This is a genomic window from Nocardioides sp. Z50_6 (genome assembly GCF_058215755.1).
The window spans coordinates 178993-205161 of sequence record NZ_JBZAJB010000001.1; the positions used below are offsets into that span (position 1 = coordinate 178993).

The 26169-nt window shown below is 72.9% G+C and carries 26 protein-coding genes; 16 read left to right on the forward strand and 10 right to left on the reverse strand.

Going from position 1 to position 26169, the window contains the following annotated elements; genetic code table 11:
- Nucleotides 1-89: 89 nt before the first annotated feature.
- From AC4BGE_RS00815 to glpK, 3 genes are read left to right on the forward strand one after another with little or no spacing between them, the layout of a single operon-like run.
- Entirely contained in the window at nucleotides 90-1313 is a 1224-nt protein-coding gene (locus tag AC4BGE_RS00815) for a pyrophosphate--fructose-6-phosphate 1-phosphotransferase (RefSeq protein ID WP_490569990.1), read from the forward strand.
- Nucleotides 1310-2170 carry a DUF1028 domain-containing protein gene (locus AC4BGE_RS00820; RefSeq protein WP_490569989.1) on the forward strand — a complete coding sequence of 287 codons (861 nt, stop codon included), beginning with the start codon at nucleotides 1310-1312 and terminating at the stop codon, nucleotides 2168-2170. Before AC4BGE_RS00815 ends, AC4BGE_RS00820 begins: the two co-directional genes overlap by 4 nt.
- On the forward strand, nucleotides 2167-3633 hold the full coding sequence (gene glpK, locus AC4BGE_RS00825; RefSeq protein WP_490569988.1) for a glycerol kinase GlpK: 1467 nt from the start codon (nucleotides 2167-2169) through the stop codon (nucleotides 3631-3633). The genes AC4BGE_RS00820 and glpK overlap by 4 nt, the downstream gene beginning before the upstream one ends.
- Nucleotides 3634-3654: 21 nt before the next feature.
- Here glpK and AC4BGE_RS00830 read toward each other — a convergent pair whose 3' ends face one another.
- The 5 genes from AC4BGE_RS00830 to AC4BGE_RS00850 all read right to left on the reverse strand — a co-directional run bounded on the left by AC4BGE_RS00830 (nucleotide 3655) and on the right by AC4BGE_RS00850 (nucleotide 7876).
- Nucleotides 3655-4617 carry a hypothetical protein gene (locus AC4BGE_RS00830; protein WP_490574065.1) on the reverse strand — a complete coding sequence of 321 codons (963 nt, stop codon included), beginning with the start codon at nucleotides 4615-4617 and terminating at the stop codon, nucleotides 3655-3657.
- Between the two features lie 47 nt (nucleotides 4618-4664).
- Nucleotides 4665-5297 carry a response regulator gene (locus AC4BGE_RS00835; RefSeq protein ID WP_490574520.1) on the reverse strand — a complete coding sequence of 211 codons (633 nt, stop codon included), beginning with the start codon at nucleotides 5295-5297 and terminating at the stop codon, nucleotides 4665-4667.
- Nucleotides 5298-5388: 91 nt separating this feature from the next.
- On the reverse strand, nucleotides 5389-5946 hold the full coding sequence (locus AC4BGE_RS00840) for a flavin reductase family protein (RefSeq protein WP_490569986.1): 558 nt from the start codon (nucleotides 5944-5946) through the stop codon (nucleotides 5389-5391).
- Nucleotides 5943-7028: a MacS family sensor histidine kinase gene (macS, locus tag AC4BGE_RS00845; protein ID WP_490574066.1), complete on the reverse strand. Its 1086-nt coding sequence runs from the start codon at nucleotides 7026-7028 to the stop codon at nucleotides 5943-5945. Before macS ends, AC4BGE_RS00840 begins: the two co-directional genes overlap by 4 nt.
- 92 nt (nucleotides 7029-7120) lie before the next feature.
- Nucleotides 7121-7876, reverse strand: coding sequence for a lysophospholipid acyltransferase family protein (locus tag AC4BGE_RS00850; protein ID WP_490569984.1), 756 nt, complete (start codon nucleotides 7874-7876; stop codon nucleotides 7121-7123).
- Nucleotides 7877-7921: 45 nt separating this feature from the next.
- Between AC4BGE_RS00850 and AC4BGE_RS00855 the strand changes: the two genes are divergently transcribed.
- Nucleotides 7922-8689, forward strand: coding sequence for an alpha/beta hydrolase (locus tag AC4BGE_RS00855; RefSeq protein WP_490574067.1), 768 nt, complete (start codon nucleotides 7922-7924; stop codon nucleotides 8687-8689).
- Between the two features lie 38 nt (nucleotides 8690-8727).
- Complete coding sequence (locus tag AC4BGE_RS00860; protein WP_490574068.1) at nucleotides 8728-9177, forward strand: hypothetical protein; 450 nt, start codon at nucleotides 8728-8730, stop codon at nucleotides 9175-9177.
- On the opposite strand, the gene AC4BGE_RS00865 is transcribed toward AC4BGE_RS00860, so the two are convergent.
- Complete coding sequence (locus AC4BGE_RS00865) at nucleotides 9114-10481, reverse strand: hypothetical protein (protein ID WP_490574069.1); 1368 nt, start codon at nucleotides 10479-10481, stop codon at nucleotides 9114-9116. The two genes, AC4BGE_RS00860 and AC4BGE_RS00865, sit on opposite strands and share 64 nt — an antisense overlap.
- A gap of 60 nt (nucleotides 10482-10541) precedes the next feature.
- Here AC4BGE_RS00865 and AC4BGE_RS00870 point away from each other — a divergent pair, with 60 nt between their 5' ends.
- On the forward strand, nucleotides 10542-11780 hold the full coding sequence (locus tag AC4BGE_RS00870; protein ID WP_490574070.1) for an ornithine cyclodeaminase, nickel-pincer nucleotide-dependent: 1239 nt from the start codon (nucleotides 10542-10544) through the stop codon (nucleotides 11778-11780).
- Here the strand turns inward: AC4BGE_RS00870 and AC4BGE_RS00875 are convergent.
- From AC4BGE_RS00875 to AC4BGE_RS00890, 4 genes are read right to left on the reverse strand one after another with little or no spacing between them, the layout of a single operon-like run.
- Complete coding sequence (locus AC4BGE_RS00875) at nucleotides 11765-12724, reverse strand: ROK family protein (protein ID WP_490569979.1); 960 nt, start codon at nucleotides 12722-12724, stop codon at nucleotides 11765-11767. The genes AC4BGE_RS00870 and AC4BGE_RS00875 overlap by 16 nt on opposite strands.
- Nucleotides 12721-13191, reverse strand: a complete 471-nt coding sequence (locus tag AC4BGE_RS00880) for a hypothetical protein (RefSeq protein WP_490574071.1) — start codon at nucleotides 13189-13191, stop codon at nucleotides 12721-12723. The genes AC4BGE_RS00875 and AC4BGE_RS00880 overlap by 4 nt, the downstream gene beginning before the upstream one ends.
- Entirely contained in the window at nucleotides 13188-14354 is a 1167-nt protein-coding gene (locus AC4BGE_RS00885) for an ArsA family ATPase (RefSeq protein ID WP_490574072.1), read from the reverse strand. Before AC4BGE_RS00885 ends, AC4BGE_RS00880 begins: the two co-directional genes overlap by 4 nt.
- A gap of 2 nt (nucleotides 14355-14356) precedes the next feature.
- On the reverse strand, nucleotides 14357-14794 hold the full coding sequence (locus AC4BGE_RS00890) for an SRPBCC family protein (protein ID WP_490569976.1): 438 nt from the start codon (nucleotides 14792-14794) through the stop codon (nucleotides 14357-14359).
- A gap of 135 nt (nucleotides 14795-14929) precedes the next feature.
- Here AC4BGE_RS00890 and AC4BGE_RS00895 point away from each other — a divergent pair, with 135 nt between their 5' ends.
- The 10 genes from AC4BGE_RS00895 to AC4BGE_RS00940 all read left to right on the forward strand — a co-directional run bounded on the left by AC4BGE_RS00895 (nucleotide 14930) and on the right by AC4BGE_RS00940 (nucleotide 26157).
- On the forward strand, nucleotides 14930-16717 hold the full coding sequence (locus tag AC4BGE_RS00895) for an AMP-dependent synthetase/ligase (protein WP_490574073.1): 1788 nt from the start codon (nucleotides 14930-14932) through the stop codon (nucleotides 16715-16717).
- A gap of 157 nt (nucleotides 16718-16874) precedes the next feature.
- Nucleotides 16875-17603 (forward strand): Flp pilus assembly protein CpaB, encoded by a 729-nt coding sequence (gene cpaB, locus AC4BGE_RS00900; protein ID WP_490574074.1) that lies wholly within the window; start codon nucleotides 16875-16877, stop codon nucleotides 17601-17603.
- 8 nt (nucleotides 17604-17611) lie between these two features.
- Nucleotides 17612-18880, forward strand: a complete 1269-nt coding sequence (locus AC4BGE_RS00905) for a CpaE/TadZ family protein (protein WP_490574075.1) — start codon at nucleotides 17612-17614, stop codon at nucleotides 18878-18880.
- Between the two features lie 4 nt (nucleotides 18881-18884).
- Nucleotides 18885-20405 carry a TadA family conjugal transfer-associated ATPase gene (locus tag AC4BGE_RS00910; RefSeq protein WP_490574076.1) on the forward strand — a complete coding sequence of 507 codons (1521 nt, stop codon included), beginning with the start codon at nucleotides 18885-18887 and terminating at the stop codon, nucleotides 20403-20405.
- Nucleotides 20405-22312: a type II secretion system F family protein gene (locus AC4BGE_RS00915; RefSeq protein WP_490574077.1), complete on the forward strand. Its 1908-nt coding sequence runs from the start codon at nucleotides 20405-20407 to the stop codon at nucleotides 22310-22312. Before AC4BGE_RS00910 ends, AC4BGE_RS00915 begins: the two co-directional genes overlap by 1 nt.
- Entirely contained in the window at nucleotides 22312-23235 is a 924-nt protein-coding gene (locus AC4BGE_RS00920; RefSeq protein ID WP_490569970.1) for a type II secretion system F family protein, read from the forward strand. The genes AC4BGE_RS00915 and AC4BGE_RS00920 overlap by 1 nt, the downstream gene beginning before the upstream one ends.
- Nucleotides 23235-24833 carry a sensor histidine kinase gene (locus AC4BGE_RS00925; protein WP_490574078.1) on the forward strand — a complete coding sequence of 533 codons (1599 nt, stop codon included), beginning with the start codon at nucleotides 23235-23237 and terminating at the stop codon, nucleotides 24831-24833. The genes AC4BGE_RS00920 and AC4BGE_RS00925 overlap by 1 nt, the downstream gene beginning before the upstream one ends.
- Nucleotides 24830-25501, forward strand: a complete 672-nt coding sequence (locus AC4BGE_RS00930) for a response regulator transcription factor (protein WP_490574079.1) — start codon at nucleotides 24830-24832, stop codon at nucleotides 25499-25501. The genes AC4BGE_RS00925 and AC4BGE_RS00930 overlap by 4 nt, the downstream gene beginning before the upstream one ends.
- 171 nt (nucleotides 25502-25672) lie before the next feature.
- Complete coding sequence (locus AC4BGE_RS00935; protein ID WP_490574080.1) at nucleotides 25673-25870, forward strand: Flp family type IVb pilin; 198 nt, start codon at nucleotides 25673-25675, stop codon at nucleotides 25868-25870.
- 77 nt (nucleotides 25871-25947) lie between these two features.
- A complete protein-coding gene (locus AC4BGE_RS00940; RefSeq protein ID WP_490574081.1) occupies nucleotides 25948-26157 on the forward strand; it encodes a Flp family type IVb pilin in 210 nt (69 codons plus the stop codon).
- Nucleotides 26158-26169 lie beyond the last annotated feature (12 nt).

Genomic DNA, 26169 nt, shown 5'->3' on the forward strand with positions numbered 1-26169 from the left:
GCGGAGCTGATGGCCCCACTGTGGTCCCCAACGGACCGCGTGGCAAGGAACGTTGCCCGTCCCGGATCGATCAAACCTAGGATGGCGCCATGGCTCCTCATCGCGTTGCAGTCCTGACCGCCGGCGGCTATGCCCCCTGCCTCTCCTCGGCGGTGGGTGCGCTGATCGAGACCTGGACCCGGGTCTCGCCGGAGACCGAGATCCTGGGCTACCGGCACGGCTACCAGGGCCTGCTCACCGGGGACAGCGTCGTGGTCGACGCGGCGGCCCGGCGCGACGCCGCGGTGCTGGACCGTTTCGGCGGGAGCCCGCTGGGCAACAGCCGGGTCAAGCTCACCAACGACGAGGACTGCCGGCGCCGCGGCCTGATCGGCCCCGACCAGACGGCCCTGGAGGCCGCCGCCCAGCGGCTGGTGGCCGACGGCGTCTCGGTGCTGCACACCATCGGCGGGGACGACACCAACACGGCCGCGGCCGACCTGGCCGCCTACCTGCGCACCCAGGACATCGACCTCACGGTGGTCGGGCTGCCCAAGACCATCGACAACGACATCGTGCCGATCCGCACCAGCCTGGGCGCCCAGACCGCTGCCGAGCAGGCCTCGCTCTTCGCCCGCAACGTGCTCGCCGAGCACGGGTCCAGCCCCCGGATGCTCATCGTGCACGAGGTGATGGGGCGCAACTGCGGATGGCTGACGGCCGCCGCCGCCCGCGACTACCTGGCCTGGCACGCCGAGCAGCAGTGGCTGCCGAGCCTGGGTCTGACGCCCGAGCGCTGGGGCATCCACGCGGTCTACCTGCCCGAGCTCCCCATCGACCTGGAGTCCGAGGCCCGGCGCCTGCGCGAGGTGATGGACGAGATCGGCTGCGTCAACATCTTCCTGGCCGAGGGGGCCGGGGTCGCCGACATCGTGGCCGAGCTCGAGGCCTCGGGCACGCCGGTCGACCGGGACGCCTTCGGCCACGTCAAGCTCGACACCATCAACCCGGGCAGCTACTTCGCCCAGGCCTTCGCCGACCGGGTCGGGGCGGAGAAGACGATGGTGCAGAAGTCGGGCTACTTCTCGCGGTCCGCCCCGGCCAACCCGACCGACCTCTCGCTGATCCGGGAGATGGCCCAGCTGGCGGTGGAGTGCGCCCTGCGGGGCGAGGCCGGGGTCATCGGCCACGACGAGGAGCGCGGTGACGAGCTCCGGGCGATCGAGCTCGACCGGATCGCCGGGCACAAGGCCTTCGACGTCGACCAGCCCTGGTTCACCGACATCCTCCGGGCCACCGGCCAGGCCGCCGGCCCCGGGGGCCGGGAGGCATGACCTTCTCGCTGGTGGCCCGCAGCGACGACGGGCTCTCCTGGGGTGTCGCGGTCGCCTCCCGCTTCCTCGCGGTCGGCTCGGCCGTGCCCGCGGCCTCGGCCGGGGTGGGCGCGGTCGCCACCCAGGCGGACGCCAACGTGGCGTGGAAGGGCGAGGCCCTGGCGCTGCTGCGGGAGGGGAGCACCGCCCAGGCCGTGGTGGCCCGCCTGGTGGCCCACGACGCCGGTCACCACGACCGCCAGGTGGGCGTGGTGGACGCCGAGGGTGGCGCCGCCGCCTTCACCGGGAGGCGCTGCTTCGACTGGGCCGGGCACCGCACCGGTCCCGGCTACGCGGCCCAGGGCAACATCCTGACCGGTCCCCAGGTGCTCGACGCGATGGTCGAGTCCTGGGAGGCCCACCCCGACCTCCCCCTCCCCCGGCGCCTGCTCGCCTCGCTGGCGGCGGGGGACGACGCCGGCGGCGACCGGCGGGGTCGCCAGTCGGCGGCCCTCCTGGTGGTGCGTGAGGGCGCCGGGTACGGCGGGCGCGACGACGTCGCCGTCGACCTCCGGGTCGACGACCACCCCGACCCGACCACCGAGCTGGTCCGGCTGCTCGACCTGAGCGACTTCTACCTCACCGCGAGCACCGAGGAGGAGCGGGTGGAGGTGACCCCGACCCTGGCGGCCGAGCTGGTGCGCCGCACCCGCGCGCTCGGCCACGAGCACGTCGCGGAGTGGGTGGGCTCCCAGAACTACGAGATGCGGGTGGCCCCGGGGCTCGCGCCCCGGTGGATCGACCGGCAGGTCCTGGCGATCCTGCGCGCCACCTCTCCGCAGGACGCGCCCGGCGACGACGAGGGAGGAGACCGATGAGCATCCTGGCGATCGACGCCGGCACCACCGGGGTCACCGCGGTGGTGATCACCCCCGACGGGGCGATCAGCGCCCGCGGCTACCAGGAGTTCCCGCAGCACTTCCCCCGCCCGGGCTGGGTCGAGCACGGGCCGGAGGAGATCTGGCAGGCCACCCTGGAGGCGACCCGGGCGGTGCTGGCCCAGGTCGACCCGGACGAGCTCACCGCCCTGGGCATCACCAACCAGCGAGAGACCGTCCTGCTGTGGGACCGCGAGACCCTCGGGTCCCCGCGCCGGGCGATCGTCTGGCAGGACCGGCGGACCGCCGACCTGTGCACCCGGATGCGCGAGGAGGGGCACGAGAAGCGGGTCAGCGAGCTGACCGGCCTGCGCCTGGACCCCTACTTCTCGGGCACCAAGCTGGCCTGGCTGCGGGAGAACGAGCCCCACACCTGGGCCCTGGTGGAGTCCGGCCGCTACGCCGTGGGCACCGTCGACTCGTACCTCGTCAGCCGGATGACGCGCGGCACCTGGCACGTCACCGACGTCTCCAACGCCTCGCGCACCCTGCTCTTCGACCTGGCCAGCGGGGACTGGTCCGACGAGCTCTGCGACCTGTTCGGGGTGCCCAGGGACGCCCTGCCCGAGATCGTCCCCAGCTGGGGCGAGGTGGGGGTCACCGACCCGGCCGTCTTCTGCGGTCTCTCGCTGCCGGTGGCCGGCATCGCCGGCGACCAGCAGGCCGCCCTCTTCGGCCAGACCTGCTTCGAGGAGGGGGACTCCAAGTGCACCTACGGCACCGGCTCCTTCATCCTCACCAACGCCGGGACCACCCTCCCGCGGCCCGGGTCCGGGCTGCTCTCCACAGCGGCCTGGCGCAGCCCCGACGGCACGATGACCTACGCCCTGGAGGGCTCCATCTTCGTCACCGGCGCCGCGGTGCAGTGGCTGCGCGACGGCCTGCAGATCATCGGCTCCGCCGCCGAGACCGAGGGGATCGCCCGCACCGTGCCCGACTCCGGCGGCGTGGTCTTCGTCCCGGCGCTCACCGGGCTGGGGGCGCCCCACTGGGACCCCCTGGCCCGGGGCCTGGTCATCGGCCTGACCCGCGGCACGACGCGGGCCCACCTGGTGCGCGCCACCCTGGAGGCCATCGCCTTCGAGGTCCGCGACGTGCTGGAGACCATGCCGGCGCTGGCGTCCCTGCGGGTCGACGGCGGTGCCGCCGCCAACGACCTGCTGTGCCAGATCCAGGCCGACCAGGTGCGGGTGCCGGTCGAACGGCCCACGATCGTGGAGACCACCGCGTTGGGCGCCGCCTTCCTCGCGGGGCTCGGCACGGGCGTCTGGGGGTCGACCGACGACCTGCGCGAGACCTGGCAGCTGGGCCGCCGCTTCGAGCCCACCGGTGACGCCGAGAGGTCCGACGCCGCCTACGCCACGTGGTGCCGCGCGGTGGAGCGGTCCAAGGGCTGGGCCTGACGCCCGGTCACCCCTGCGTCGTCACCCGCCGTCACCGGCCGGGTGGCTGTCCGGCGACCGCTGCCGCCCCAGCGTCTCCAGGACCGTGCGCGCCTGCACCACCTCGTCCTCGGCAGCGGCGAGCTCCTCGCTCGCGGTGGCAGCGCCCTCCTCGGCCTCCGCGAGCTCGTCGTCCACCTCCTCGGCGGCCGCCTCCAGGTCGGCGACGCGACGTTGCAGCTCCTCGATCTCCGCGACCAGCTGGAGGCTGCGCGCCTCCAGGTCGGCGACCTCCTGGGCCGCCGCCTCGGACCGCTCCCGGGCCCGGTCCCGGCCGGCCTCGGCCGTCCGCAGCCGCTCCTGGGCCTCGCGGCGGCGCTTGAGCGCGGCGTCGGGATCGGGGACCACCCGCAACGCGGGGCGCGCGTCGCCCTCGCCGGCCGCCGTGGGCGAGCGCTCCGCTGCCCCCCGGGCCGTGGCCAGGTGCCCCAGGGCCTCGGGCACGGCGAGCGCCTCGCCCACCTCGGCGGCGTCCACCCCGGTGGCCCGCAGCGCCGAGAGGAGCAGGCCCGAGCGCAGCGCGGCTGCCGCGCCCTCGTCGAGGAGGGCGGCGGTGAGGCTCGCCTCGAGCTGCTCGGCGACCGCCTCGCTCACCCGCTGACCCTCCTCCCGGGCCCGGGCCCTGGCCGTGGCGGCCAGGGCGGCGGTGACCTGGCGCCGCTGCCGGGTCAGCGTGCGCAGCTGCTCGCCGTCCAGCGACTGCTGCGCCTCCCGCAGCGCCTCCCCCACGGCCAGCACCTGGTCGACCTGCTCCGGCTCGCGCCGGACCAGCAGGTTGAGCACCCAGGCCGCCACCGAGGGCTTGCGCAGACCCTTGACCCGGTCCGCGAGAGCGCGGTCGGTGCTCCGCAGCTCCTTGGCGCGCCGGTCGCGGGCGCCGGTGAACTCGGCCGGCGGCAGCGCGTAGAGCTCGTCGGCCACAGCGATCAGGGGGTCCGCCGGCACGCCGACGAGCATAGGGGGCTCGGGCCGACCGCGCCCGGACCCGGCGCTCAGTCGGCGTCCAGGCCCTGCTCGATCGCGTAGCGGGTCAGCTCCACGCGGTTGTGCATCTGGAGCTTGCGCAAGGTGTTCTGCACGTGGTTCTGCACCGTGCGGTGGGAGATGAAGAGGCGCTCCGCGATCTGCCGGTAGCCGACGCCCTTGGCGACCAGCCGCAGCACCTCCGTCTCGCGCTCGGTGAGCTCCGGGACGTCGGGCGCCCGGTCCGGCGGCGCGGCCATCCGCCGGTACTCGCCGAGCACGAGTCCGGCCAGGCCGGGGGTGAAGACCGTGCCGCCCGCCGCGACCCGCCCGACCGCCTCGAGCAGCTCGGACCGGGAGGCCGACTTGAGCAGGTAGCCGGTGGCACCCGCCTTCACCGCCTCCAGCACGTCGGCCTGCTCCCCGGAGGCCGACAGGATCAGCACCCGCGCCCCGGGGTCGGTGGCCAGCACCGTCCGGGTCACCTCCACCCCCGAGGGCTCGGGGATCTGCAGGTCGAGCACCACCACCTGCGGGCGGACGGCGGTGAACCGCGCGATCGCCTGGGCCCCGTCGGCCGCCACGGCCACGACCTCGAAGCCGGCCGCCTGGAGGTCGCGCTCGACCGCGTCGCGCCACATCGGGTGGTCGTCGACGACCATCACGCGGATCGGCTGCTCGCTCACCCGCCGCACCCTAGTGCCCTAGTGCCCAGGTGCCCAGGTGCCCAGGTGCCCAGGTGCCCTAAGTGCCCTAGTGCCCGGGGCGGGCCACGTGCCGGTAGCGGCCCCGGTGGTGGAGCAGCGGCGAGGCCGCGTCGCCGGCGTCCGGCTCGCCCGGGCCGGGCTCGTCGTCGAGCCAGACCGGGCCCAGGGTGCAGGTGACCAGCAGCGACCAGCCCACCTCCCGGGCGTCCTCGAGCTCCAGCACCGCCCCCGAGCGCGCGGAGACCAGGCGCGGCCCGTGCGGCTCCTCGGCGAAGTCGGCCAGGCGGAAGGGTCCGCCCGGTGCGGGAGCCACACCCGCGAACGCGTCGGCGAGGTCGCGGTGCCGCCAGTCCAGCAGGTGGATCAGCCCTCGCCGGGTCTCGAGCAGGCGGTCGGCCAGGTCGGAGTCGGGGTCGACGAGTGCCAGGACCCGACCGGGCTCGCCACCGGCGACCATCACCGAGGAGACGGTCAGGCCGGCCCGGTCCCGCCCGCCGCCGGCGGTCCACAGGGTGACGACCCCGCCGAGGCGGCCCCGGAGGCGGCGCGCCGGGTCGCGCTCCGGCTCCGGAGCGGCGAACGGGTGCGAGGTGTGGATGGTCATCGGCCCGGCCCCCCGGGCTGCCGGGCGGGTCCCAGGGGGACGACCAGCTCCCACTCGCTCCCGCCGGGGCCGGTGGTCAGCTCGCACCGGCCGCCGAGCTCGGCGACGCGGCCCCGGATGGAGGAGACGACACCGAGCCGGCCCTCCCGCTCCGCCTCGAGGAGGCGTCGCTCATCGATGCCGGGGCCCTCGTCGCGCACGCTCAGCGCGACCCGGTCGCCGAGCTGCTCCAGCAGCACCCAGGCCGGGGCCTCCAGGCCCACGTGCAGGCGGACGTTGTCCAGGCAGGCGCTCACCGCGGCGACCAGCTCCCCGACCCGGTGGGCGGTCATCGGCACCGGTGTCCCGGGCGTGACGACGGTGACGGTCCGCGAGGCCAGGGCCTCCAGCGCCGCCGCGAGGTCGGCCTGCACCGCGGCGTCGTGCCTACCACCCGGCACCACGGCGTCCTGGGCGTGGATCAGCGAGCGCAGCCGGGTCTCCTGCTCCCCCGCGAGCCGGGCCAGCCCAGCCCACTCCGTGGGGCCCTCGGCACGCTGCACCAGGCTCAGCACCTGCAGCACGCCGTCGTGCACCGCCCGGGCCAGCCGGGCGCGCTCGGCAGCGGCGGCCGCCTCCCGCTCGGCCCGGGCCCGCTCCGCGGCCATCTCCTGGAGCGACTGGCACATGTAGCCCACCACGCTGCCTCCCAGCAGGAGCAGGAAGATGTGCCCGTAGTTGGTCTGCGTGACCTCCCCCTGTCGGATGGCCACGTCGACGACGGCGAGCACCGTGCCCGCGACCAGCCCGCCACGCCAGCGCCAGTGGACCGCCCAGGCCAGCAGCGCCCCCATCACCCAGAAGCCGGGGACGGTGGCCCGGAATTCGTCCCCCTTGAGCCACGGCGTGGAGGCCATCGCCGCGGCGGCCACCGCCAGGTCGGCGACCAGCAGGGCGGCGGTGCGCCGGCTCGGGACGCGGTAGGCCACCAGGACGAACGCCGTCCAGGCCACGAGCGCGGCCAGCACGACGAGCGTGGCGCCCGGCCGCTCGAAGTTCTGCCAGCGCCAGATGGTCAGCCCGACCATGTTGAGCGTGACCACGACCCTGAGCACGGCCAGGGCCGCGAAGAGCCGGTCGGCGACCGAGACCGCCGCCGGGTCGTCGACGCGGGGCGAGGATCCCCCCGGCCCGGTCAGGACGCCTTCTTCGACTCGGGCGAGTCCTCCTGCGCCGCGGCGGCGCGCTCGGCACGACGGGCCGACTCGTCGGCCTTCTTCGACTCGTCCTTGGCGCGGGCGGCATACATGTCGACGTACTCCTGACCGGAGAGCCGCATGATCTCGTACATGATCTCGTCGGTGATGGAGCGCAGGATGTAGCGGTCGTTCTCCATGCCCTCGTAGCGGGAGAAGTCCAGGGGCTTGCCGAAGCGGACCACCGGCCGGGTGAAGCTGCCGAACTTCTTGCCGGGCGGCGCCACCACGTCGGTGCCCACCACCGCCACCGGGATGACCGGCGCGCCGGTCTCCAGCGCCAGCCGGGCCACGCCCGTCTTGCCGCGGTAGAGCCGGCCGTCGTGGGAGCGCGTGCCCTCCGGGTAGATGCCGAAGAGGTCGCCGTGGGCGAGGATCTCCTTGGCCGACTTGAGCGCGCCCTCGGCCGCGTTCCCGCTGCTGCGGTCGATCGGCACCTGGCCCGAGCCGCTGAAGAACTTCTTCTGGAACCAGCCCTTGATGCCGGGGGTGGTGAAGTACTCCGCCTTCGCCACGAACGTCACCCGCCGCGGCAGGGTCAGCGGCATGAAGAGCCAGTCGGCGTAGGAGAGGTGGTTGCTGGCCAGGATCGCGGGACCCTCGGACGGCACGTTGTCCAGCCCCCAGGCCTGAGGACGGAAGACGAGTCGCAGGAGGGGCCCGAGGGCGATCCTCTTCAAGAACCAGTAGAGCACGACGCGAGCCTAGCCCCTCCAAAACCCCTCGTGCAGAATGCGCCCATGCCTCTGCACCCCCTCGCCGCCCCGCTCTCCGTGCCCGCCGTCCCCGAGCGCACCCGCGGGCGCAGCATCGGGGTGCTGCTGAGCCACGGGTTCACCGGCTCCCCCGCCTCCGTCAAGCCCTGGGGCGAGGCACTCGCCGAGCACGGCTACGCCGTGGAGGTGCCCCGGCTGCCGGGCCACGGCACCTCGTGGCAGGAGCTCAACGCGACCACCTGGGACGACTGGTACGCCGAGGTGGCCCGGGCCTTCGACCGGCTCCGGGCCCAGCACGACGCCGTCGTCGTGGGCGGTCTGTCGATGGGCGGCGCGCTGACGCTGCGGCTCGCCGCCGACCGGGGCGAGCAGGTCGCCGGGGTGATGCTGGTCAACCCGGCCGTGCACACCACCCGCAAGGACGTGCTGGCCCTGCCGGTGCTGAAGTGGGTCGTGCCCTCGCTGGCCGGGATCACCGACGACATCAAGCGGCCGGGCGTGCAGGAGCACGGCTACTCGCGCACGCCGCTCAAGGCGACCCACTCGATGATGACCCAGTGGAAGCGGCTGCGCGCCGACCTGCCGGCCGTCACGAGTCCCCTCCTCTACTTCAAGTCCGACGTCGACCACGTGGTGGACCCCTCGTCGTTGGAGATCATCCGCAGCCGGGTCTCCAGCAAGGACCTGACGGTGAGGACCCTGCCGGAGAGCTATCACGTGGCCACCCTGGACAACGACGCCCCGACCATCTGGGCGGAGTCGGCGCGCTTCGTGGCCCGGGTGGCGGTCTGAGCCGGGCCCGGCAGGCACCGCCGGGCTAACCTCGACATGTGAGCGCACGCGACGACGACGCGGCCTGGCAGGCCATCGTCGACAACTACGGCGACCGGGCCGCCCTGCCCGACGCCGAGGAGACCCCCGCGCCCGACCCAGGGCCCGACCCCGTGGCCGATCCCGGCCCCGACTCCGGCCCGGGCGACTTCCACGACGGGTTCCACCAGGAGGCCGACCCCACCCCGGCCAGGGAGGTCGAGGACGAGGAGCGGTTCGTCCCGCCGCCGCCGCCCCCGCTCCCCCGGGCCTCGCCGGCGCGTCAGGCCGCGTGGGCCGGCACCCTCGGGTCCCCCCTGGTCCTGCTGCTGGTCACCGTGCTCGACCTGCGGCCCCCGGCGCTGGTCGTCCTGGCGCTGTGCGGGGCCTTCGTGGGCGGCTTCCTCTACCTCGTCGCGTCGATGGATCCCGAGCCCCGCGACCCCTGGGACAACGGCGCCCGGCTCTGATCCACGGGGTCGTCGCGGTGCCACGTCGCGGCCGCCAGCAGCAACGCGGCCCCGACGAAGCCGAAGTAGTTGACGAACGCCTGCTTGGAGAACATCACCGTGACCAGCAGGCTGAGCCCGATGCCGAGGGTCAGTGCAGTGGCACCCGGGCGGGCGCGCCAGGCCACGAGCGCGGAGACGGAGACCCCCAGCAGCAGCGAGGGCCCCGAGACGAACCATCCGGGCAGCGGCCCGAGGAGCTCGGCCAGACCGGGCAGCAGCGACATCGAGTCGCGGCGGAACGGCTGGATGAAGTGCCACTCCACCACGGAGCGCCAGAAGGCGCCCGGGTCCCAGGCGAGGAAGGCACCGACCAGCAGGGCCGCCACCCCCACCGCCACCGCCACGGACCGGCGGCCACCCGAGCGCCACACGGTCCACAGCTGGGGCAGCACGACGACCAGGTACTGCTTGGAGGCCAGCAGCGCGCCGAGCGCCAGGCCGAGCGCCACCGGCCGGCCCCGCACCAGCAGCCACGCCGTCAGGGCGAGCAGCAGCGCCATCACCGGCTCGATCCAGTAGGCGACCAGGAGGGTGCGCGAGATCGGCGCGGTCACCCACATCACCGCGAGCGCCCGGCCCACCCGGTCGGTGGCGAGGTGACGCAGCACCACCCCCGTGGCCAGGAAGGCGAACAGGTGCATCAGCCGGACGTCGCCGAGCAGGTGGGCGGGCACGTCGAGGAGCAGCACCCCGGGCAGGTAGGGGTAGCCGAACACCACCCGGCCGTCCTCGACGACGCCCGGACCGTAGAGGATCGCGCTCTTCTCGGCGTCGTAGAGGTTGGGCACGGTGATCGAGTAGGGACTGACGCCGGAGAGCAGCGCGTCGATGCCGCCCTCGAGCAGGAGCCGGACGTCGATCCAGTGCTCGGTGGTCCAGAAGGTGGCCAGCACCAGCCCGGCCAGGGCGAGCAGCAGGCCCGAGAACCCCAGGGCCCCGGCCCGGTCGCCGCGGAGCGCCAGCAGGCCGAGCCCGACCAGTCCCAGCGCGATGGCGGCCTCCCCGGCCGGGCCGTGCCCGTGCTCCCGGGAGAGCTGGAGCGCGGTGACCAGCACGGTGTAGCCGGTCAGCGCCACGACGAGGAGGAAGGGGTCGCGCCGGCCGGGCCGGCCGCGCCCGGTCACCACCAGCGCCACCGAGGACAGGGCCAGTCCGGTCACCAGGACCGGGAGGAGCAGCAGCGGGCCCACCGGCTCGGTCTGCACCAGCACGAGCCACGCGGTGAGGATCACCGCGGTGCGGGCGAGAGGATGGGCCGGCATCCGCCGAGTGTGCCAGTGCGCCGCCTCCGGAGGCCTCGCACGTTCACTAGAGTCTGGCAGATGAGCAGCACTGAGACCGTCGAGGTCACCGGCCACCTGATGGACAGCGGTGTCCTCTCCCAGATCCTCGACGACATCCGCGAGTACGAGGGCGACTGGGTCATCGACTCCATCGACGTGGGCCGTGAGGCTGCGGACACCTCGACCGCCACCATCACCGTCTCCGCGGCCGACGAGGAGGCCCTCCAGCGCCTGCTGATGCGACTGCAGACCCGCGGCGTCAACATGGTCGATCCCGGCGAGGCGTCGGTCTCGACCTGCGACCAGGACGGGGTCTTCCCCGACGGCTTCTACTCCACCACCAACCTGCCCACCAAGGTCCGGCTCGCCGGGACCTGGCACCCGGTGGAGAACCCGGAGATGGACTGCGGCCTGGTGGTCACCCACGAGGCGGGTCGCACCAGGATCGTCACCCTGCCGATGTCCGACGTCCGGGCGGGGATGGAGGTCATCTGCGGCGCCGCCGGGGTCCGGGTGACGGTGCCGGACGTCGACCGCCACCAGGAGCACTTCGGCTTCATGGAGTCGGACGTGTCGTCGGAGAAGCCCCAGGCGGTGCTCGTGCGCCAGGTCGCCGAGGGGATGCGCGAGGCCAAGGCGGCCGGGCGGCGGGTGCTCTGGGTGGGCGGGCCGGGCGTCGTGCACACCGGCGCCGCCCCGGCGATGGTGGCGATGGTCGAGGCGGGCTTCGTCGACGTGCTCTTCGCCGGCAACGCCCTGGCCACCCACGACATCGAGGCGAGCCTCTACGGCACCAGCCTGGGCGTCGACCTGGCGCAAGGACGCGGGGTCAAGCACGGCCACGAGCACCACATCCGCGCCATCAACACCATCCGCAAGGAGGGCTCCATCGCGGCGGCGGTCGAGAGCGGCGTCCTGACCGGCGGGATCATGCACGCGCTGGTCACCCACGGCAAGCGCTTCGTGCTCGTCGGCTCGGTGCGCGACGACGGCCCGCTGCCCGACGTCCACACCGACGTGCTGGAGGGGCAGCGGGCGATGCGCGCCGAGCTGCCCGGGGTCGGCTTCTGCCTGATGGTCGCCACCATGCTGCACTCGGTGGCGACCGGCAACATCCTGCCCGCCTCGATCCCGCTGGTGTGCGTGGACATCAACCCCGCCACCGTCACCAAGCTGGCCGACCGCGGCTCGTCCCAGGCGCGCGGCATCGTCACCGACGTGGGGCTCTTCCTCGAGCAGCTCGCCCAGGAGCTCGTCCCGGGCTACCGCCGCGCCTGAGCCCGGCGGGCGAGCAGAGCGGCCCCCACCAGCCCGGCCTCCGGGCCGAGCGCGGCCCGGAGCAGGGGCGGCACGGTCCGGTGACCCGCTCCCACCAGGGAGCCCTCGAGCGCCGTCCGGGCCGGCCGCAGCAGCAGGTCGCCGGCGGAGGCGAGGCCGCCGCCGATCACCAGGCAGGCGGGGTCCAGGGCCGCCACCAGGTTGGCCAGCCCGAGGCCCAGCCAGCGCCCGACCTCGACCATGGCCCGCCGGGCCAGCGGGTCCCCCTGGGCTGCCGCGGTGGAGACCATCGGGCCGGTCACCCGGCTCGGGTCGCCGCCGGTGGGCGCCGAGAGCAGGCCGGACCGGGCGCCCCAGTCCTCACGGACCTGCCGCAGCAGCGCCCGCCCCGAGCAGTACTGCTCCCAGCAGCCTCGTCCGCCGCACTCGCAGGGGGCTCCGTCGGGCACCACCTTCATGTGCCCCACCTCCCCGGCCATGCCGCCCGCGCCCCGCAGGATCTCCCCACCCAGCACGAGGCCGCCGCCGATCCCGGTGCCGATGGTCACCACCACGGCGCTGGTGGCGCCGCGTGCCGCGCCGTACGCCGACTCGGCCAGGGCCGCGCAGGTGGCGTCGTTCTCCAGCACCACCGGGGCGCGCAGGCGCTCGCTGAGCCGGTCGCGCACCGGGTCGCCGCGCCAGGGCAGGTGCGGGGCGAACACGACCCGCTCCCCCGTCACGTCCACGAACCCGGCCGCGGCCACCCCGATGCCGGCCAGCGGCCTGCCGCCGGCGGCCTCCAGGACCGCCTCGGTGAGCGCGTCCTCGACCAGGCCGACGGGCGCCGTCCGGCCGGGGGTGGCGCGGCGGGCCGTACCGGTCACCGCGGCGTCCTCGCCGACCGCACCCGCGAGGATCTTCGTGCCGCCGATGTCGACGCCGACCCAGACCGGCTCGCTCACTCCGCGGGGTCCTCGGGCCACTCCGCCCCCAGGTCGATGTGCTCCACCGACGGGTCCGGGCGCTGCTCGCCGCTCCCGGAGGGGGACGGCACCTGGGAGAGGGCGGCGAGCCCGGCCTGGAGCAGGTGGGTCGCCGCCGAGGTCAGGTGCGACGTCACCTCGGGGCTGAGCCCGCGCAGCGCGTGCATGGTGCGGCACACCGGGCAGACGGCACACTCCGACGAGCCGGTGGCGGCCTGCCACCCGTCGCCGCGGGCCTGGCCCGCATCCTCGCCCGGCCCCTCGTCCGGCCCCTCGTCCGGCCCCTCGTCCGGCCCCTCGTCCGGCACCGCATCGTGGCCGAGCCCGGCCGTGTGCTCGCGCGCCAGAGCGGCCAGCGAGCCGAGGAGCCGCAGGGCCTCCTCGCCCAGCGACCCGATCTCCGGCGCGCCCTCGACGCCCTCGACGTCCTCGGAATCCGCAGTCATCCTGCCTCCTCGAAACGGGCCTGCAACCGGCCATCCTCCACCCGCGCCCCGGAGACCCGCAGCCGCGAGAGGGCTGCCGGCAGGGTGAGCACCCGCCGGTAGGAGCCCACCGTCACCACCAGGTCGTCCTCGTGCCTGGCGAGGTCGACGTCGCCGGCATCGGCCAGCGGCAGACGCAGGCTGAGCAGGAAGCCCGCCGACGTCGGGGTCACCTCGAACGGCGTCCCGGCCGAGGCCGGGGCGAGCGGGTCGTCCCCGGCGTAGAGCCCGTCGGCCAGCGCGGCGAGGGCGGGCTCGCCCACCGGCTCGTGGGCCTGGTAGTCGGCCCGCCACACCGGCAGCCCGGCGAACGACCGCGCGACGTCGTCCAGCACCTCCGCCTGGGCCCGGACCCAGCCCTGACGCCACGGGTCGGCGGCGTCGGCGGGGAAGACCCGGTTGGCGACCACCCCGTCGACGGTGTAGCCGAAGAGGGACAGGGTGGTCCAGGAGCGGCGCGCCTCGGCCACCACCACCCGCTCCGGGGTGAGCACGAGCCGCACGCTCGCGCCGGGCGCCGTCAGCAGCTCGCGCACCTCCCCCAGCTCGTCGTGCAGGCGCGCCACGGCGTCGAAGACCGGATCGCCGGGCATCGGCACACCCGCGGCGCGGCCCAGGACCGGGGCGAGGGTGCGGACGACCCGGCGCTGCACCGGGAAGACCCGGCGCATGTACCAGCCGAGAGCCTCCGGGAGAGCGAGCAGGCGCAGCGTCTCGGCGGTCGGCGCGCAGTCGACCACCACGGTCTCCCAGTCGCCCGAGCGGACCTGCCGCCTCAGCTCCAGGAGGGCGAGCACCTCCTCGGCGCCGGGCAGCACCGTCAGCTCCTCGGCGGCGACGGGGTCCACCCCCACCACGTCGAGCACCTCGCGCAGGTAGGCCTGGATCTGCGCCCACGACTCCTCGAAGCGGCGCTGGGCGTCGACCTGCTGCACGAAGAGGCCGGAGGAGACCTCGCAGGGCTCGGCACCGGCGTTCACCCCGAAGGTGTCGGCCAGCGAGTGGGCGGCGTCGGTGGAGACCACCAGGGTCCGTCGGCCCGCGCGGGCGGAGGCCGCGGCCGTCCCGGCCGCGACCGTGGACTTGCCGACGCCTCCCTTGCCGGTGAAGAGAAGGACTCGCAAGGTCAGAGCGACTCGACGCGCTTCTTCAGGCCCTTGAGAGCGGTGTCGATCAGGATCTTCTCGCCCTTGCGCTTGAGCATCCCGATCACCGGGACGGAGACGTCCAGGGCCAGTCGGTAGGTGACCTCGGTGGAGCCGTCACCGCGGTCCTTGAGCAGGTAGGCGCCGTCGAGGGCGCGCAGCATCTTGCCCTCCACCAGGGTCCAGGTGACCGCACGGTCGCCGTCCCACTGGTAGGCCAGGGTGTACTCGTCCTTGATGGGCGAGACGTCGAGGGCGAAGAAGACCTGGTCGGCGCGGTCGCCGGTGCCCGGGTCCACGATCTCGACGGTGCGCACGCCCTTGGCCCACGCGGGGTAGGCCTCGAAGTCGGCGATCACGTCCATCACCGCACGCGGCTCGGCGTCGATCACGATGGACGACGTGGTCTGCTCGGCCATCCCTGCCCCCTCGTTGGTCGCCGGCCGGTGATGACCGACGGATTCGGATCAGGTGCGCGACCCTACCGGATCAGGACCCCGGCGGACCCGGCGGTAACGTGCGGCCTGTAAACCCCGAACCAGGAGGCACCCGACTTGCGTGAGTTCTCCACGCCCCTGACGACCGAGATCCCCACCGAGGGGAACCTCACCGACGACGTCGTCACCAACGCCCGCCTCGCCGGGGACGCCGTGACCTTCCGGCGAAACACCGGGGAGGAATGGGTCGACGTGACCGCCGGGCAGTTCCTCGCCGACGTGAGCGCGGTCGCCAAGGGGCTGATCGCCGCCGGCCTCGAGCCCGGCGACCGGGTCGCCCTGATCTCCAAGACCCGCTACGAGTGGACCCTCCTGGACTACGCGATCTGGTTCGCCGGGGCGGTGACCGTGCCGGTCTACGAGACGTCCTCCTCGGAGCAGATCCACCAGATCCTGGCCGACTCGGGGGCCCGCGCGGTGATCGGCGAGACCCCGGAGCACACCGCCCGGGTGACCAACGTGCGCGCCGACCTGGAGTGCCTCCACCACCTGTGGTCGATCGAGGACCGGGCGCTGGAGGTGCTGACCAGCCTGGGCCAGGAGGTCGACGACGACGAGCTGGAGCGACGCCGCACCGCCGCCGGTCCCGACGACCTGGCCACCCTGATCTACACCTCGGGCACCACCGGGGTGCCCAAGGGCTGCATGCTCACCCACGGCAACTTCATGTTCGAGCTCGGCGTCGCGGTCGACGAGCTCGACGAGCTCTTCACCGACGGGGCCTCCACCCTGCTCTTCCTGCCGCTGGCCCACGTGTTCGCCCGCATCATCCAGATCGGCGCGATCAAGCGGCGGGTCGTGCTGGGTCACAGCGCAGACATCAAGAACCTCGTCGCCGACCTCCAGGTCTTCCGCCCCACCTTCATCCTGGCCGTCCCGCGGGTCTTCGAGAAGGTCTTCAACACCGCCTCGCAGAACGCCGCCGCGGACGGCAAGGGCAAGATCTTCAACCGGGCCGCCGAGATCGCCATCGCGTGGTCGAAGGCCCAGGACAAGGGCCGGGTCCCGCTCTCGCTGCGGCTCCAGCACGCCCTGTTCACCAAGCTGGTCTACGCCAAGCTCGAGGCCGCCCTCGGCGGCCGCTGCCTGCACGCGGTCTCCGGCGGAGCCCCCCTCGGCGAGCGGCTCGGCCACTTCTACCGCGGCATCGGGCTGACCGTCCTGGAGGGCTACGGCCTGACCGAGACCACGGCGGCCCTCTGCGTCAACCTCCCCGACGCCCACAAGGTCGGCTCGGTGGGCCGCCCCTTCGGCGGCACCACGGTGCGGGTGGCCGACGACGGCGAGCTGCTCTTCCGCGGGGGCCAGGTCTTCGCCGGCTACTGGAACAACGAGGCGGCCACCGCCGAGGCGATCGACGCCGACGGCTGGTTCCACACCGGTGACGTCGGCGAGATCGACGACGAGGGCTTCGTCCGCATCACCGGCCGCAAGAAGGAGATCCTGGTGACGGCGGGGGGCAAGAACGTGGCCCCGGCCGTGCTGGAGGACCGGCTGCGCGCCCACCTGCTGATCGACCAGTGCATGGTGGTCGGCGACGGCCAGCCCTTCATCGGCGCCCTGATCACCCTCGACACCGAGACGCTGGCCGGCTGGGCGCAGACCAGGGGCAAGAAGGGCTCGCTGGAGGACCTCATCCTCGACGAGGACCTGCGGGCCGAGATCGACGCCGCCGTGGAGGACGCCAACAGCGCCGTCTCCCGCGCCGAGTCGGTCCGCAAGTACCGCATCCTGAGTGCCGCCTGGACCGAGGAGGCGGGACACCTCACGCCCAGCCTCAAGCTCAAGCGGAGCGTCGTCATGCGGGAGTTCCGCGACGACGTGGATGCGCTCTACCTTCCTTGACGAAAACGCGAACAAGACCCGGTACAGACCACTAGCGTTCGATCCGAAGTTTCCTCCACACCCCTCTCGCCGCTTGGGCATGGTGTGACGGAATGGACAGGAACGCAGTACCGGGCCCGGAAGAGCCCCGGTCTGCTTGAGACCGGAGGCTCAACCCATGGATCGACGCAAGCTCCTGCTCGTCGTAGCGGTCGTCGTGGCGCTGCTCGGCACCGCCCTCGTCTACCTCTACGTGGAGAGCGCGGACAACCGGGCCGCTGAGCAGTACGACACGGTCCAGGTCCTCACCGCCGTCAGCCCGATCGTCACCGGGGAGTCGATCGCGGACGCAGCGACCAACGGCAAGATCCAGCGTCAGGACCTGCCGCGCAACGCGGTCCTGCCGACTGCCGTCACCGACACGGAGTCGCTGGAGGGCCTCACGGCCAACACCAACATCTACCCCGGCGAGCAGATCGTGCCGGAGAAGTTCGGTGGGGTCGGCGCCTCGTCCGCGCTGCCCATCCCGAGCGGCAAGCTGGCCGTCTCGGTCCAGCTCACCGACACCGCGCGGGTCGCCGGCTTCGTCTCCGCCGGCTCCGACGTCGCCATCTGGCTCAACGGTGCCGGCGACGACGGCAAGCCGTTCACCCGCCTGCTGCTGCCGCAGGTCACCGTGCTCGCGGCGGGCTCGACCACCATGGTCGCCACCACCTCCACCGACGAGACCGGCGCCGAGACCGTCGAGCAGCTCCCGCGGACGCTGCTGACCCTGGCGGTCGACCAGGCCGAGGCGGAGAAGCTGATGTTCGCCGCCGCCAACGGAGAGCTCTCCGCCGGTCTGCGCACCGGCAACACCAAGGTCGCGCCCAACCAGGGCATGACCCTCCAGAACCTCTTCAGCTAGGCGAAAAGATGCCGATCCTTCTCGACGCGGACCCCGCCAAGGCAGCAGCCCTCCTGACGGTGCTGCCGGCGGGCACGCAGGTGGCCGACAGCCAGGAGCGGCTGTTCGGCTGGCTCGCGCACCGCACCGACGAGTACGCCGTGGTGCTCGGGCCGAGCCTCTCGGTCGCCGAGGCGATGGCGATCTCCGACCGCATGCGCACCGCGCTGCCCACCGCCAGCGTGGTCCTGGTGCGCGACACCGTGGACACCGACGTCCTCACCCGGGCCATGCACGCCGGGGTCAGGGAGGTCGTGACCGCCAGCGACCTGCCCCAGGTCAACGCCGCCCTGCAGCGTGCCCACGCCCTGTGGGCCGCCCTGCGGGGCAATGCCGCGCCCTCCTCACGACTGGGCCGCGTCATCACGATCTTCTCGCCCAAGGGCGGGGTCGGGAAGACCACGATGTCGGTCAACCTGGGCATCGCGCTGATGCGCGGGGGCGAGAACAAGGTCTGCGTGGTCGACCTCGACCTCGCCTTCGGCGACATCGCGATCACGCTCCAGCTCTTCCCCACCCACTCGATCGAGCACGCCATCGGCGGCGAGCAGTCGATGGACTACGCGTTCATCGAGGAGCTGATGACCCCGCACGAGAGCGGGCTCATGGTGCTCGCGGCGCCCAGCCAGCCCGACGCCCGGGAGCGGGTCACCGGGGCGCTGGTGACCCGGCTGCTGCGGACGCTGCAGGCCCACTTCGACTACCTCGTGCTCGACACCGCGCCGGCCTTCGACGAGCAGACCCTCACCGCGCTCGACGAGACCGACGACTGCATCATCGTCGCCACGCTCGACGTGCCCACCCTCAAGAACGTCAAGGTCGCCCTGGAGACCCTCGACGTGCTGGGGGTCGCCGAGGGCCACCGTCACCTCCTGCTCAACCGGGCCGACGAGCAGGTCGGGATCGGGGCGGACAAGGTCGAGGGGATCCTGGGGATGGACGTGGCCGCCCGGGTCGCGACGTCCCTGGACATCGCCAAGGCCACCAACGCCGGTCGCCCGCTGATGCTCTCCTCCCCCTCGCACCCCTCCTCCAAGGCCGTCCGGGCGCTGGCGGAGAAGCTGATGGGCTACGAGACCGCCGTGGCCCCCGACCTGCCGTCGCCGAAGACCCGGCCCTCGAAGGCACCCAGGACGCCCAAGTCGGTCAAGACCGAACCCGCAGCCCCGGCCCCGGCGCCTGCCCCCACCGAGAAGCGCGAAGAGGGCCAGAAGCGCTTCCGCATCAGCAGGAGATGACACGATGAGCAACCTCTCCGAACGCCTCGCCGCCCGGCGGCGTGCCGAGGAGGCCGCGGCCTCCCTCGGTGGCCTCCCGGCTCCCGGCGCGACCGCCCAGGTGCCCGTCGAGGCCCCGGTCACCGAGGTGCTCGCCGAGCAGCCCGTGACGGCGCCCTCCTCACCGCTCGGCGCCTCGGACTCCCCGCTCAACGACCGCCGGGCCCCGGTGCCCGACCCGACGTCGACGCGGCGGGCCCAGTCGGCCAACACCGACCGGATCGAGGAGCTCAAGTCCTCGGTGCACGCCGAGCTGCTGCGCCAGCTCGGTCCCCAGCTCTACGACGCCAACCTCGAGCAGAGCGAGCTGGACCAGAAGGTGCGCGCGGCCCTCGCCGACGTGCTGAAGAAGTCCGACCGGCCGATCAGCGCAGCCGACCGGCAGCAGATCACCAGCGAGATCAGCGACGACATCCTCGGCTACGGCCCGATCGAGCCCTACCTGCGCGACCCCGACGTCTCCGAGGTCATGGTCAACGGCGCCCACAGCATCTGGCTCGAGCGCAAGGGCCAGCTGGTCGCGGCCGACGCGATCTTCCAGGACGAGGCCCACCTGCGGCGCACCATCGACAAGATCGTCTCCCGGATCGGGCGGCGCGTGGACGAGTCCAGCCCGATGGTGGACGCGCGCCTGCCCGACGGCAGCCGTGTCAACGCCGTCGTCCCGCCGCTGGCGATCGACGGCTCGTGCCTGACGATCCGCAAGTTCGCCACCGACCCGCTCACCGCGGACGACCTGGTCAAGTTCGGCTCCATCAGCCAGCAGACCAAGGACTTCCTCGACGCCTGCGTCCGGGGGCGCCTCAACATCATCGTCTCCGGCAGCACCGGTGCCGGCAAGACCACCACCCTCAACGTGCTCTCCTCGTTCATCCCCTCCGACGAGCGCATCGTCACCATCGAGGACGCCGCCGAGCTCCAGCTCAAGCAGGAGCACGTGGTGCGGCTGGAGTCGCGGCCCTCCAACATCGAGGGCAAGGGCGCCGTCACCATCCGCGACCTGGTCAAGAACAGCCTGCGCATGCGGCCCGACCGGATCATCGTCGGTGAGGTCCGTGACGCCTCCGCGCTGGACATGCTCCAGGCGATGAACACCGGTCACGACGGCTCCATCTGCACCGTCCACTCCAACGGCCCCCGCGACACCCTCTCGCGCATGGAGACGCTGGTGCTGATGGCCGGGATGGACCTGCCGGTCCGGGCGATCCGCGAGCAGGTCGCCTCCGCGGTGGACCTCATCGTGCACCAGACCCGGTTCAAGGACGGGTCGCGCCACATCACCCACGTCACCGAGGTCGAGCGGATGGAGGGCGACATCATCACCCTCCAGGACGTCTTCCTCTACGACCACTCCGCCGGATTCGACGGCGAGGGCCGGACCCTGGGAGGCCTGCGGGCCACCGGTCTGCGGCCCAAGTTCCTGGAGAAGATGACCTACAACAACGTGCACGTCGACCCGATGATCTTCGTCCCGGAGCGGTTCTGATGCGCCCGCTCACCCGGACCCTGGCCGCGCTGGGGATCGTCGCGCTGCTGAGCAGCCCGCTGGCCGCCCACGCGGCGGACGAGGCCGACGTCACCCACGTCCAGACCGTCGACGGCGGGGTCCAGGTCCTGGTCGCGGTGCCCCCGGGCGCCCAGGTCGACCTCGACGGGGTCTCGGTCACCTTCGACGGCGCCAGCGCCACCGAGGCGACGGCCGAGACGGCGGGCGGCACCGCCGTCCAGCGCACCACGGTGCTGGCCATCGACACCAGCCGCTCCATGGACGGCGAGAGGTTCGTGGCGGCCAAGGCCGCGGCCGAGGCCTACCTCAGCGCCGTGCCCGCCGACGTCCGGGTCGGCCTGGTCACCTTCGACCGGGAGGTCGTCGGGGCGGTGCCGCCCACCACGGATCGCGACGAGGCACGTACCGCGCTCGCCGGCCTCACCCTGGCCCGCCAGACCCGCCTCTACGACGGGGTGATCGCCGCGGCCGAGCTGGCCGGGACCGAGGGACAGCGCAGCCTGCTGGTCCTCTCCGACGGAGCCGACACCAGCAAGACCCCGCTCACCGACGCGATCGGCGCCATCTCGCGCACGGGCGTCCTGGTCGACGTGGTCGCGCTCGAGCAGGACGGCGACCTCGGTCCGCTGACCCAGCTCAGCGACGCGGGCAACGGCAAGGTGATCAGCGCCGACGTCGACGCCCTCGGCACCGCCTTCTCCGAGGAGGCCGAGATCCTGGCGCGCCAGGTCCTGGTCACCGCCCAGCTCCCCGAGGGGGTCGCCGACGAGGCCGCCATCTCGGTCTCGCTGCCGGCCGACACCGGGACCCTGACCGCGGAGGTCTTCGCCCCGGTCCGCGCGAACGTGCCCACCCCGCAGAAGGTCACCCTGCCCTCGGCCGACCGGGGCATCATCCTGCCCGACTGGGCCATGTGGGTGGCCGTCGCCCTGGTCGGCGCCGGACTTCTGGCCTTCCTCTCCACCCTGCTCACCGGGATGGCCAAGGGCCAGCTGACCGCAGAGGAGCGGGTCGCCCTGTATGCCGGCCTCGCCTCCGGCACCGCCGCTCCCCCCGGCAGGGCCGCGGGTCTGGGGTCCGACGAGCGGCTGGCCCAGTTCCGGGGCGCCGCGGACGCCGTGCTCAAGCGCAACAAGTCGCTGGAGGAGCGGATCGCCGCCCGGCTGGAGGCGGCCGACATCGGCTTCCGCTCCTCGGAGTGGCTCCTCCTGCACACCGGCATCATCGTGGGCGCCGGCCTGCTGGGGGTCCTGCTGGGGGGCGGCAGCCTCGGGGTGGGCCTGCTCTTCATCGTCCTCGGTGCCGTCGTCCCGTGGCTCTACCTCGGCCGCGCCAGGAAGCAGCGAGTGAAGAAGTTCAACGCCGCCCTCCCCGACACCCTGCAGCTCATGTCGGGCTCCCTCTCGGCCGGTCTCTCCCTCGCCCAGTCGGTGGACACGATCGTCCGCGAGGGCACCGAGCCGATCACCAGCGAGTTCAAGCGCGTGCTGGTCGAGACCCGGCTCGGGGTCTCCCTCGAGGACGCGCTGCAGGGCATCGCGGAGCGGTTCGACAGCAAGGACTTCGACTGGGTGGTCATGGCCATCAAGATCCAGCGCCAGGTCGGCGGAAACCTCGCGGAGCTCCTCGACACCGTGGCCGGCACCATCCGGGAGCGGGAGTACATGCGCCGGCAGGTCCAGGCGCTGGCGGCCGAGGGCAAGATCTCGGCCTACGTGCTCGGCGGCCTGCCGCCGGTCTTCCTGCTCTACCTGATGCTGACCAGCTACGACTACGTCAGCGTGCTCTTCCGTGAGCCGCTGGGCTGGCTGATGCTCGGCGGCGCCGGGGTCATGCTCGCGGTGGGCGCCTTCTGGATGAGCCGACTGATCAAGGTGGAGATCTGATGACGATCTATCTGGTGCTGGGCTGCCTGCTGGTGGTGATGTCGATCGTGCTGATCTCCTTCGCGACCGGAGAGCCGGTCCGGGAGGGCGGCCTCAGCCGGTCCTTGGCGGCGCTGGAGTCCATGGGCGACGTGCCCAAGGAGCTCACCGCCGAGCTGGACCGTCCCTTCGCGGAGCGGGTGCTGGCTCCGCTCCAGGGGCGGGCCCTGTCCATCGGGCGACGCTTCACCGGTGCCGACAGCACGGAGCGGATCTACCGCAAGCTCGAGCTCGCGGGGAACCCCGCCGGTTGGACGGTCGACCGGGTGGTCGCGCTCAAGGTGATCGGGGCCGTCGCGGGCCTGGTGGCCGCGGTCCTCTTCTCCTTCATGCTCAGCCTCGGGCTCGTGGGCAAGGTGGCCTTCGTCGCGCTGGGTGCGGTCGCCGGGTACTTCGGGCCCAACATGTACCTCTACCAGAAGGCCCACGAGCGCCAGGAGACGATCGGCCGGGGTCTCCCCGACGCGATCGACCTGCTGACCATCAGCGTGGAGTCGGGACTCGCCTTCGACGCCGCCGTGCAGCAGGTCTCCAAGAACACCGACGGCCCCCTGGCCGAGGAGTTCGCCCGGGTGCTGCGTGAGATGCAGATCGGGCAGGGTCGCGCCGCGGCCCTGCGTGCCCTGGCTGACCGCACCAACCTCGACGACCTCCGCAGCTTCGTGAGCGCGCTGGTCCAGGCCGACGCCTTCGGCATCCCGATCGCCCAGGTGCTGCGGGTGCAGTCCGCCGAGATGCGGGTCAAGCGGCGCCAGAAGGCCGAGGAGAAGGCGCAGCAGGTCCCGGTGAAGATGACGGTGCCGCTGATCTTCTGCATCCTGCCCACCCTGTTCATCGTGGTCATCGGGCCGGCCGTGATCAGCATCATGGACACCTTCGCCTGATGCCCGGCCGGGCCGAGCGGCTCCAGCAGGCGGGGCTGATCGAGGGCTCCCGGGCCTTCGTGCTGGTCAGCGTCGCGATGTCGATCGCCTGGAGCCGCGACCTGGACGCCCTCGGCGGGCTCTTCGGCCTGGCCGCCCTGTGGGTCACCGCCGGCTGGCTGCTGCGGACGCAGACCCCGCTGCGGATGATCTGCACCGTCGAGGCGCTGACCATCGGCGTGCTCGCGGGCTGCTTCTACCAGAGCGCCCCGGCCCTCCTGGCCGGCCTCGCCGTGCCGCCCTTCGTCCACGGCCTGCTCCGCGGCCTGCCCGGCGTGGCCGAGTCGCTGCTGCTCCAACTCGGCGCGATCGCGCTGGTGATGGTCGTGGCGGGCGACTCGCCCGACAGCTCGCAGGTCACCGACGTCTTCATGTTCATGGTCACCGGCCTGGGGCTCGGCCTGGTCGCCGGGTTCTTCGTCAGCACCTCCCCCCGGGACGACGGGACGCTCGCCTACCGGGAGGCACGCACGCTGATCACCGAGCTCAACGACCTCTCGGCCAAGCTGGAGGGCGGCCTCGACCCCACCAGCATGGGCGGCGAGATCCTGGAGACGGTGAGCTCGGAGCTGCCCTCGGAGATCGTCGTCCTGCACGTCCGGCGTGACGGCGTGCTGCTGCCGCTGGTGACGCGCTCCTCCCACGAGGGGCGGGAGGGCGAGGAGAGCCAGGAGCTGGCGCAGGCCGTCTGGGACGACGGCCACCCGCGCGTCCTGGGCCACGACTTCGGGTTCCCCGTCTCGCACGCCGACACCCCCATCGCGGTCGTCACCGGGCGGCTCGCCGCCGGCTCCGAGCCCGACTCGCTCGACGTCTTCGAGCGTCTCCGCGCCCTGGCGGAGCGGCTGGCCCCGGCCGCGCTGCGGCTGGACACCGCTCAGCTCTTCACCGCCTTCCGGGACGCCGCGATGTCAGACGAACGACGCCGGCTGGCTCGCGAGATGCACGACGGCGTCGCCCAGGACATCGCCTCGATGGGCTACGTGGTGGACGCCCTGGTCTCCACAGCCTCGAGCCCGGAGCAGCAGAACGCGCTCTTCCAGCTCCGCGGGATGATCACCTCGGTGGTGGCCGAGGTGCGGCGGTCCGTGATGACGCTGCGCACCCAGGCGGGCTCGAGCGAGAGCCTCGGGGCCGCCATCGCCACCCTCGCTCGTCACCTGAGCGACGTCTCCGGCACCCCGATCAAGGTGACCGTCGACGAACGGACCAGCCGGCTGCGCCACGAGGTGGAGGCCGAGCTCCTGCGCATCGCCCAGGAGGCGATGAACAACGCCGTGAAGCACTCCCAGGCGACCCTGATCGACGTGCACTGCCGGGTCCAGGCACCCAACGCCCAGATCGTGGTCGCCGACGACGGCCGGGGTCTCCAGGCCGGTCGGCGCGACTCCCACGGCCTCTCGATCATGAAGGAGCGGGCGGCCCTCATCGGTGGGGTGCTGGAGGTGCGCTCGAGCCCGACCCGCGGCACGGTCGTCTCGGTGCACGTCGGCGCCCCGCTCGACAGTCTCCCCTCGCCCGACGTCAGCACACTCCCCAGGAACGCGAGAGTCTCATGACCACTGCACCCACGCCCACCGCCTCCGCTACCTCGGTGCTGCTGGTGGACGACCACGAGCTGATCCGGGCGGGGCTGGCCACGGCCTTCTCCCTGGATCCCTCCACCCACGTGGTCGACCAGGCCGGCTCCGTCGCGCAGGCGCTGGAGCAGTTCCGCACCCACCGGCCCCGGGTGGTGGTGACCGACCTGCAACTGCCCGACGGGACGGGCCTCGACATCGTGCGTGCCGCCCGCAGGGAGGCCCCGGAGACCGGTCTGGTGGTGCTCACCATGCACTCGGGCGACGAGCAGATCTTCGCGGCGATGGAGGCCGGTGCGTCCGCCTTCGTCGGCAAGGACGCACCCTCCACCGAGGTGGTCAAGGCGGCGAAGCACGCGGCCGTCTCCCCGAGGACGTTCCTGTGCGCGGGCCTCTCCGCCGCGATGATCCGGCGGATGAGCGGGGAGACCTCGCGCCTCTCCGACCGGGAGCAGGAGGTCCTGATGCTCCTGGCCGACGGGCTGGGTGCCGGGCAGATCGCCGGCCAGCTCTTCATGAGCGAGTCGACCGCCAAGTCCCACATCGCCCGGATCTACCAGAAGCTCGGCGCGACCAACCGCGCCCAGGCGCTCGTGACGGCGATGCGCAGCGGCCTGCTCTCCTCGATGAACCCCGTCGACCGCTGAAACCCGCCGTCCCAGTCCCCCGACCAGGGCGGCGCGTAGTCCTTTGTGACTAGTGGAGCGTGACCGGTCTTCCGATCTCATAGATCCGGGAACACGGCGAGGATTGGGGAACGGATCAGGCGAGTGCCTGCCGGACCAGAACCCCAGAGCATTCCCCGAAAGGACCCCACCATGCTTCAGTACCTCACGATCCTGTTGGACGCCAAGAAGGCCAAGATGGACGAGCGCGGCGCCTCCGCCGTCGAGTACGGCCTGCTGGTCGCCGGCATCGCCGCCATCATCGTCGTCGCCGTCTTCGCCTTCGGCGGCCTGGTCAAGGACATCTTCAGCGGCACGTCCAGCTCGATCAAGAACAGCGGCACCAACTGACCGACTGATCCGTTCGTGCTCGGCGCGGTCCTGCCCTGCGGGACCGCGCCGCGGCGCATTCACCGAAGGGATCTCCCATGGAGAGCAACGCGATCGACCGGACGGCTACCCCGCACCGGAAGTCCGAGCTGGGCGCCTCCTCGGTCGAGTACGGCCTGCTGGTCGCCGGCATCGCCGCGATCATCGTCACGGCGGTCTTCCTCTTCGGCGGCGCCGTGGTGGGTCTCTTCGACGACTCGTGCGAGAGCCTGAGGACCAAGATCACCCAGGCCCAGTGCGCACCCTGACGACCGGCGCCC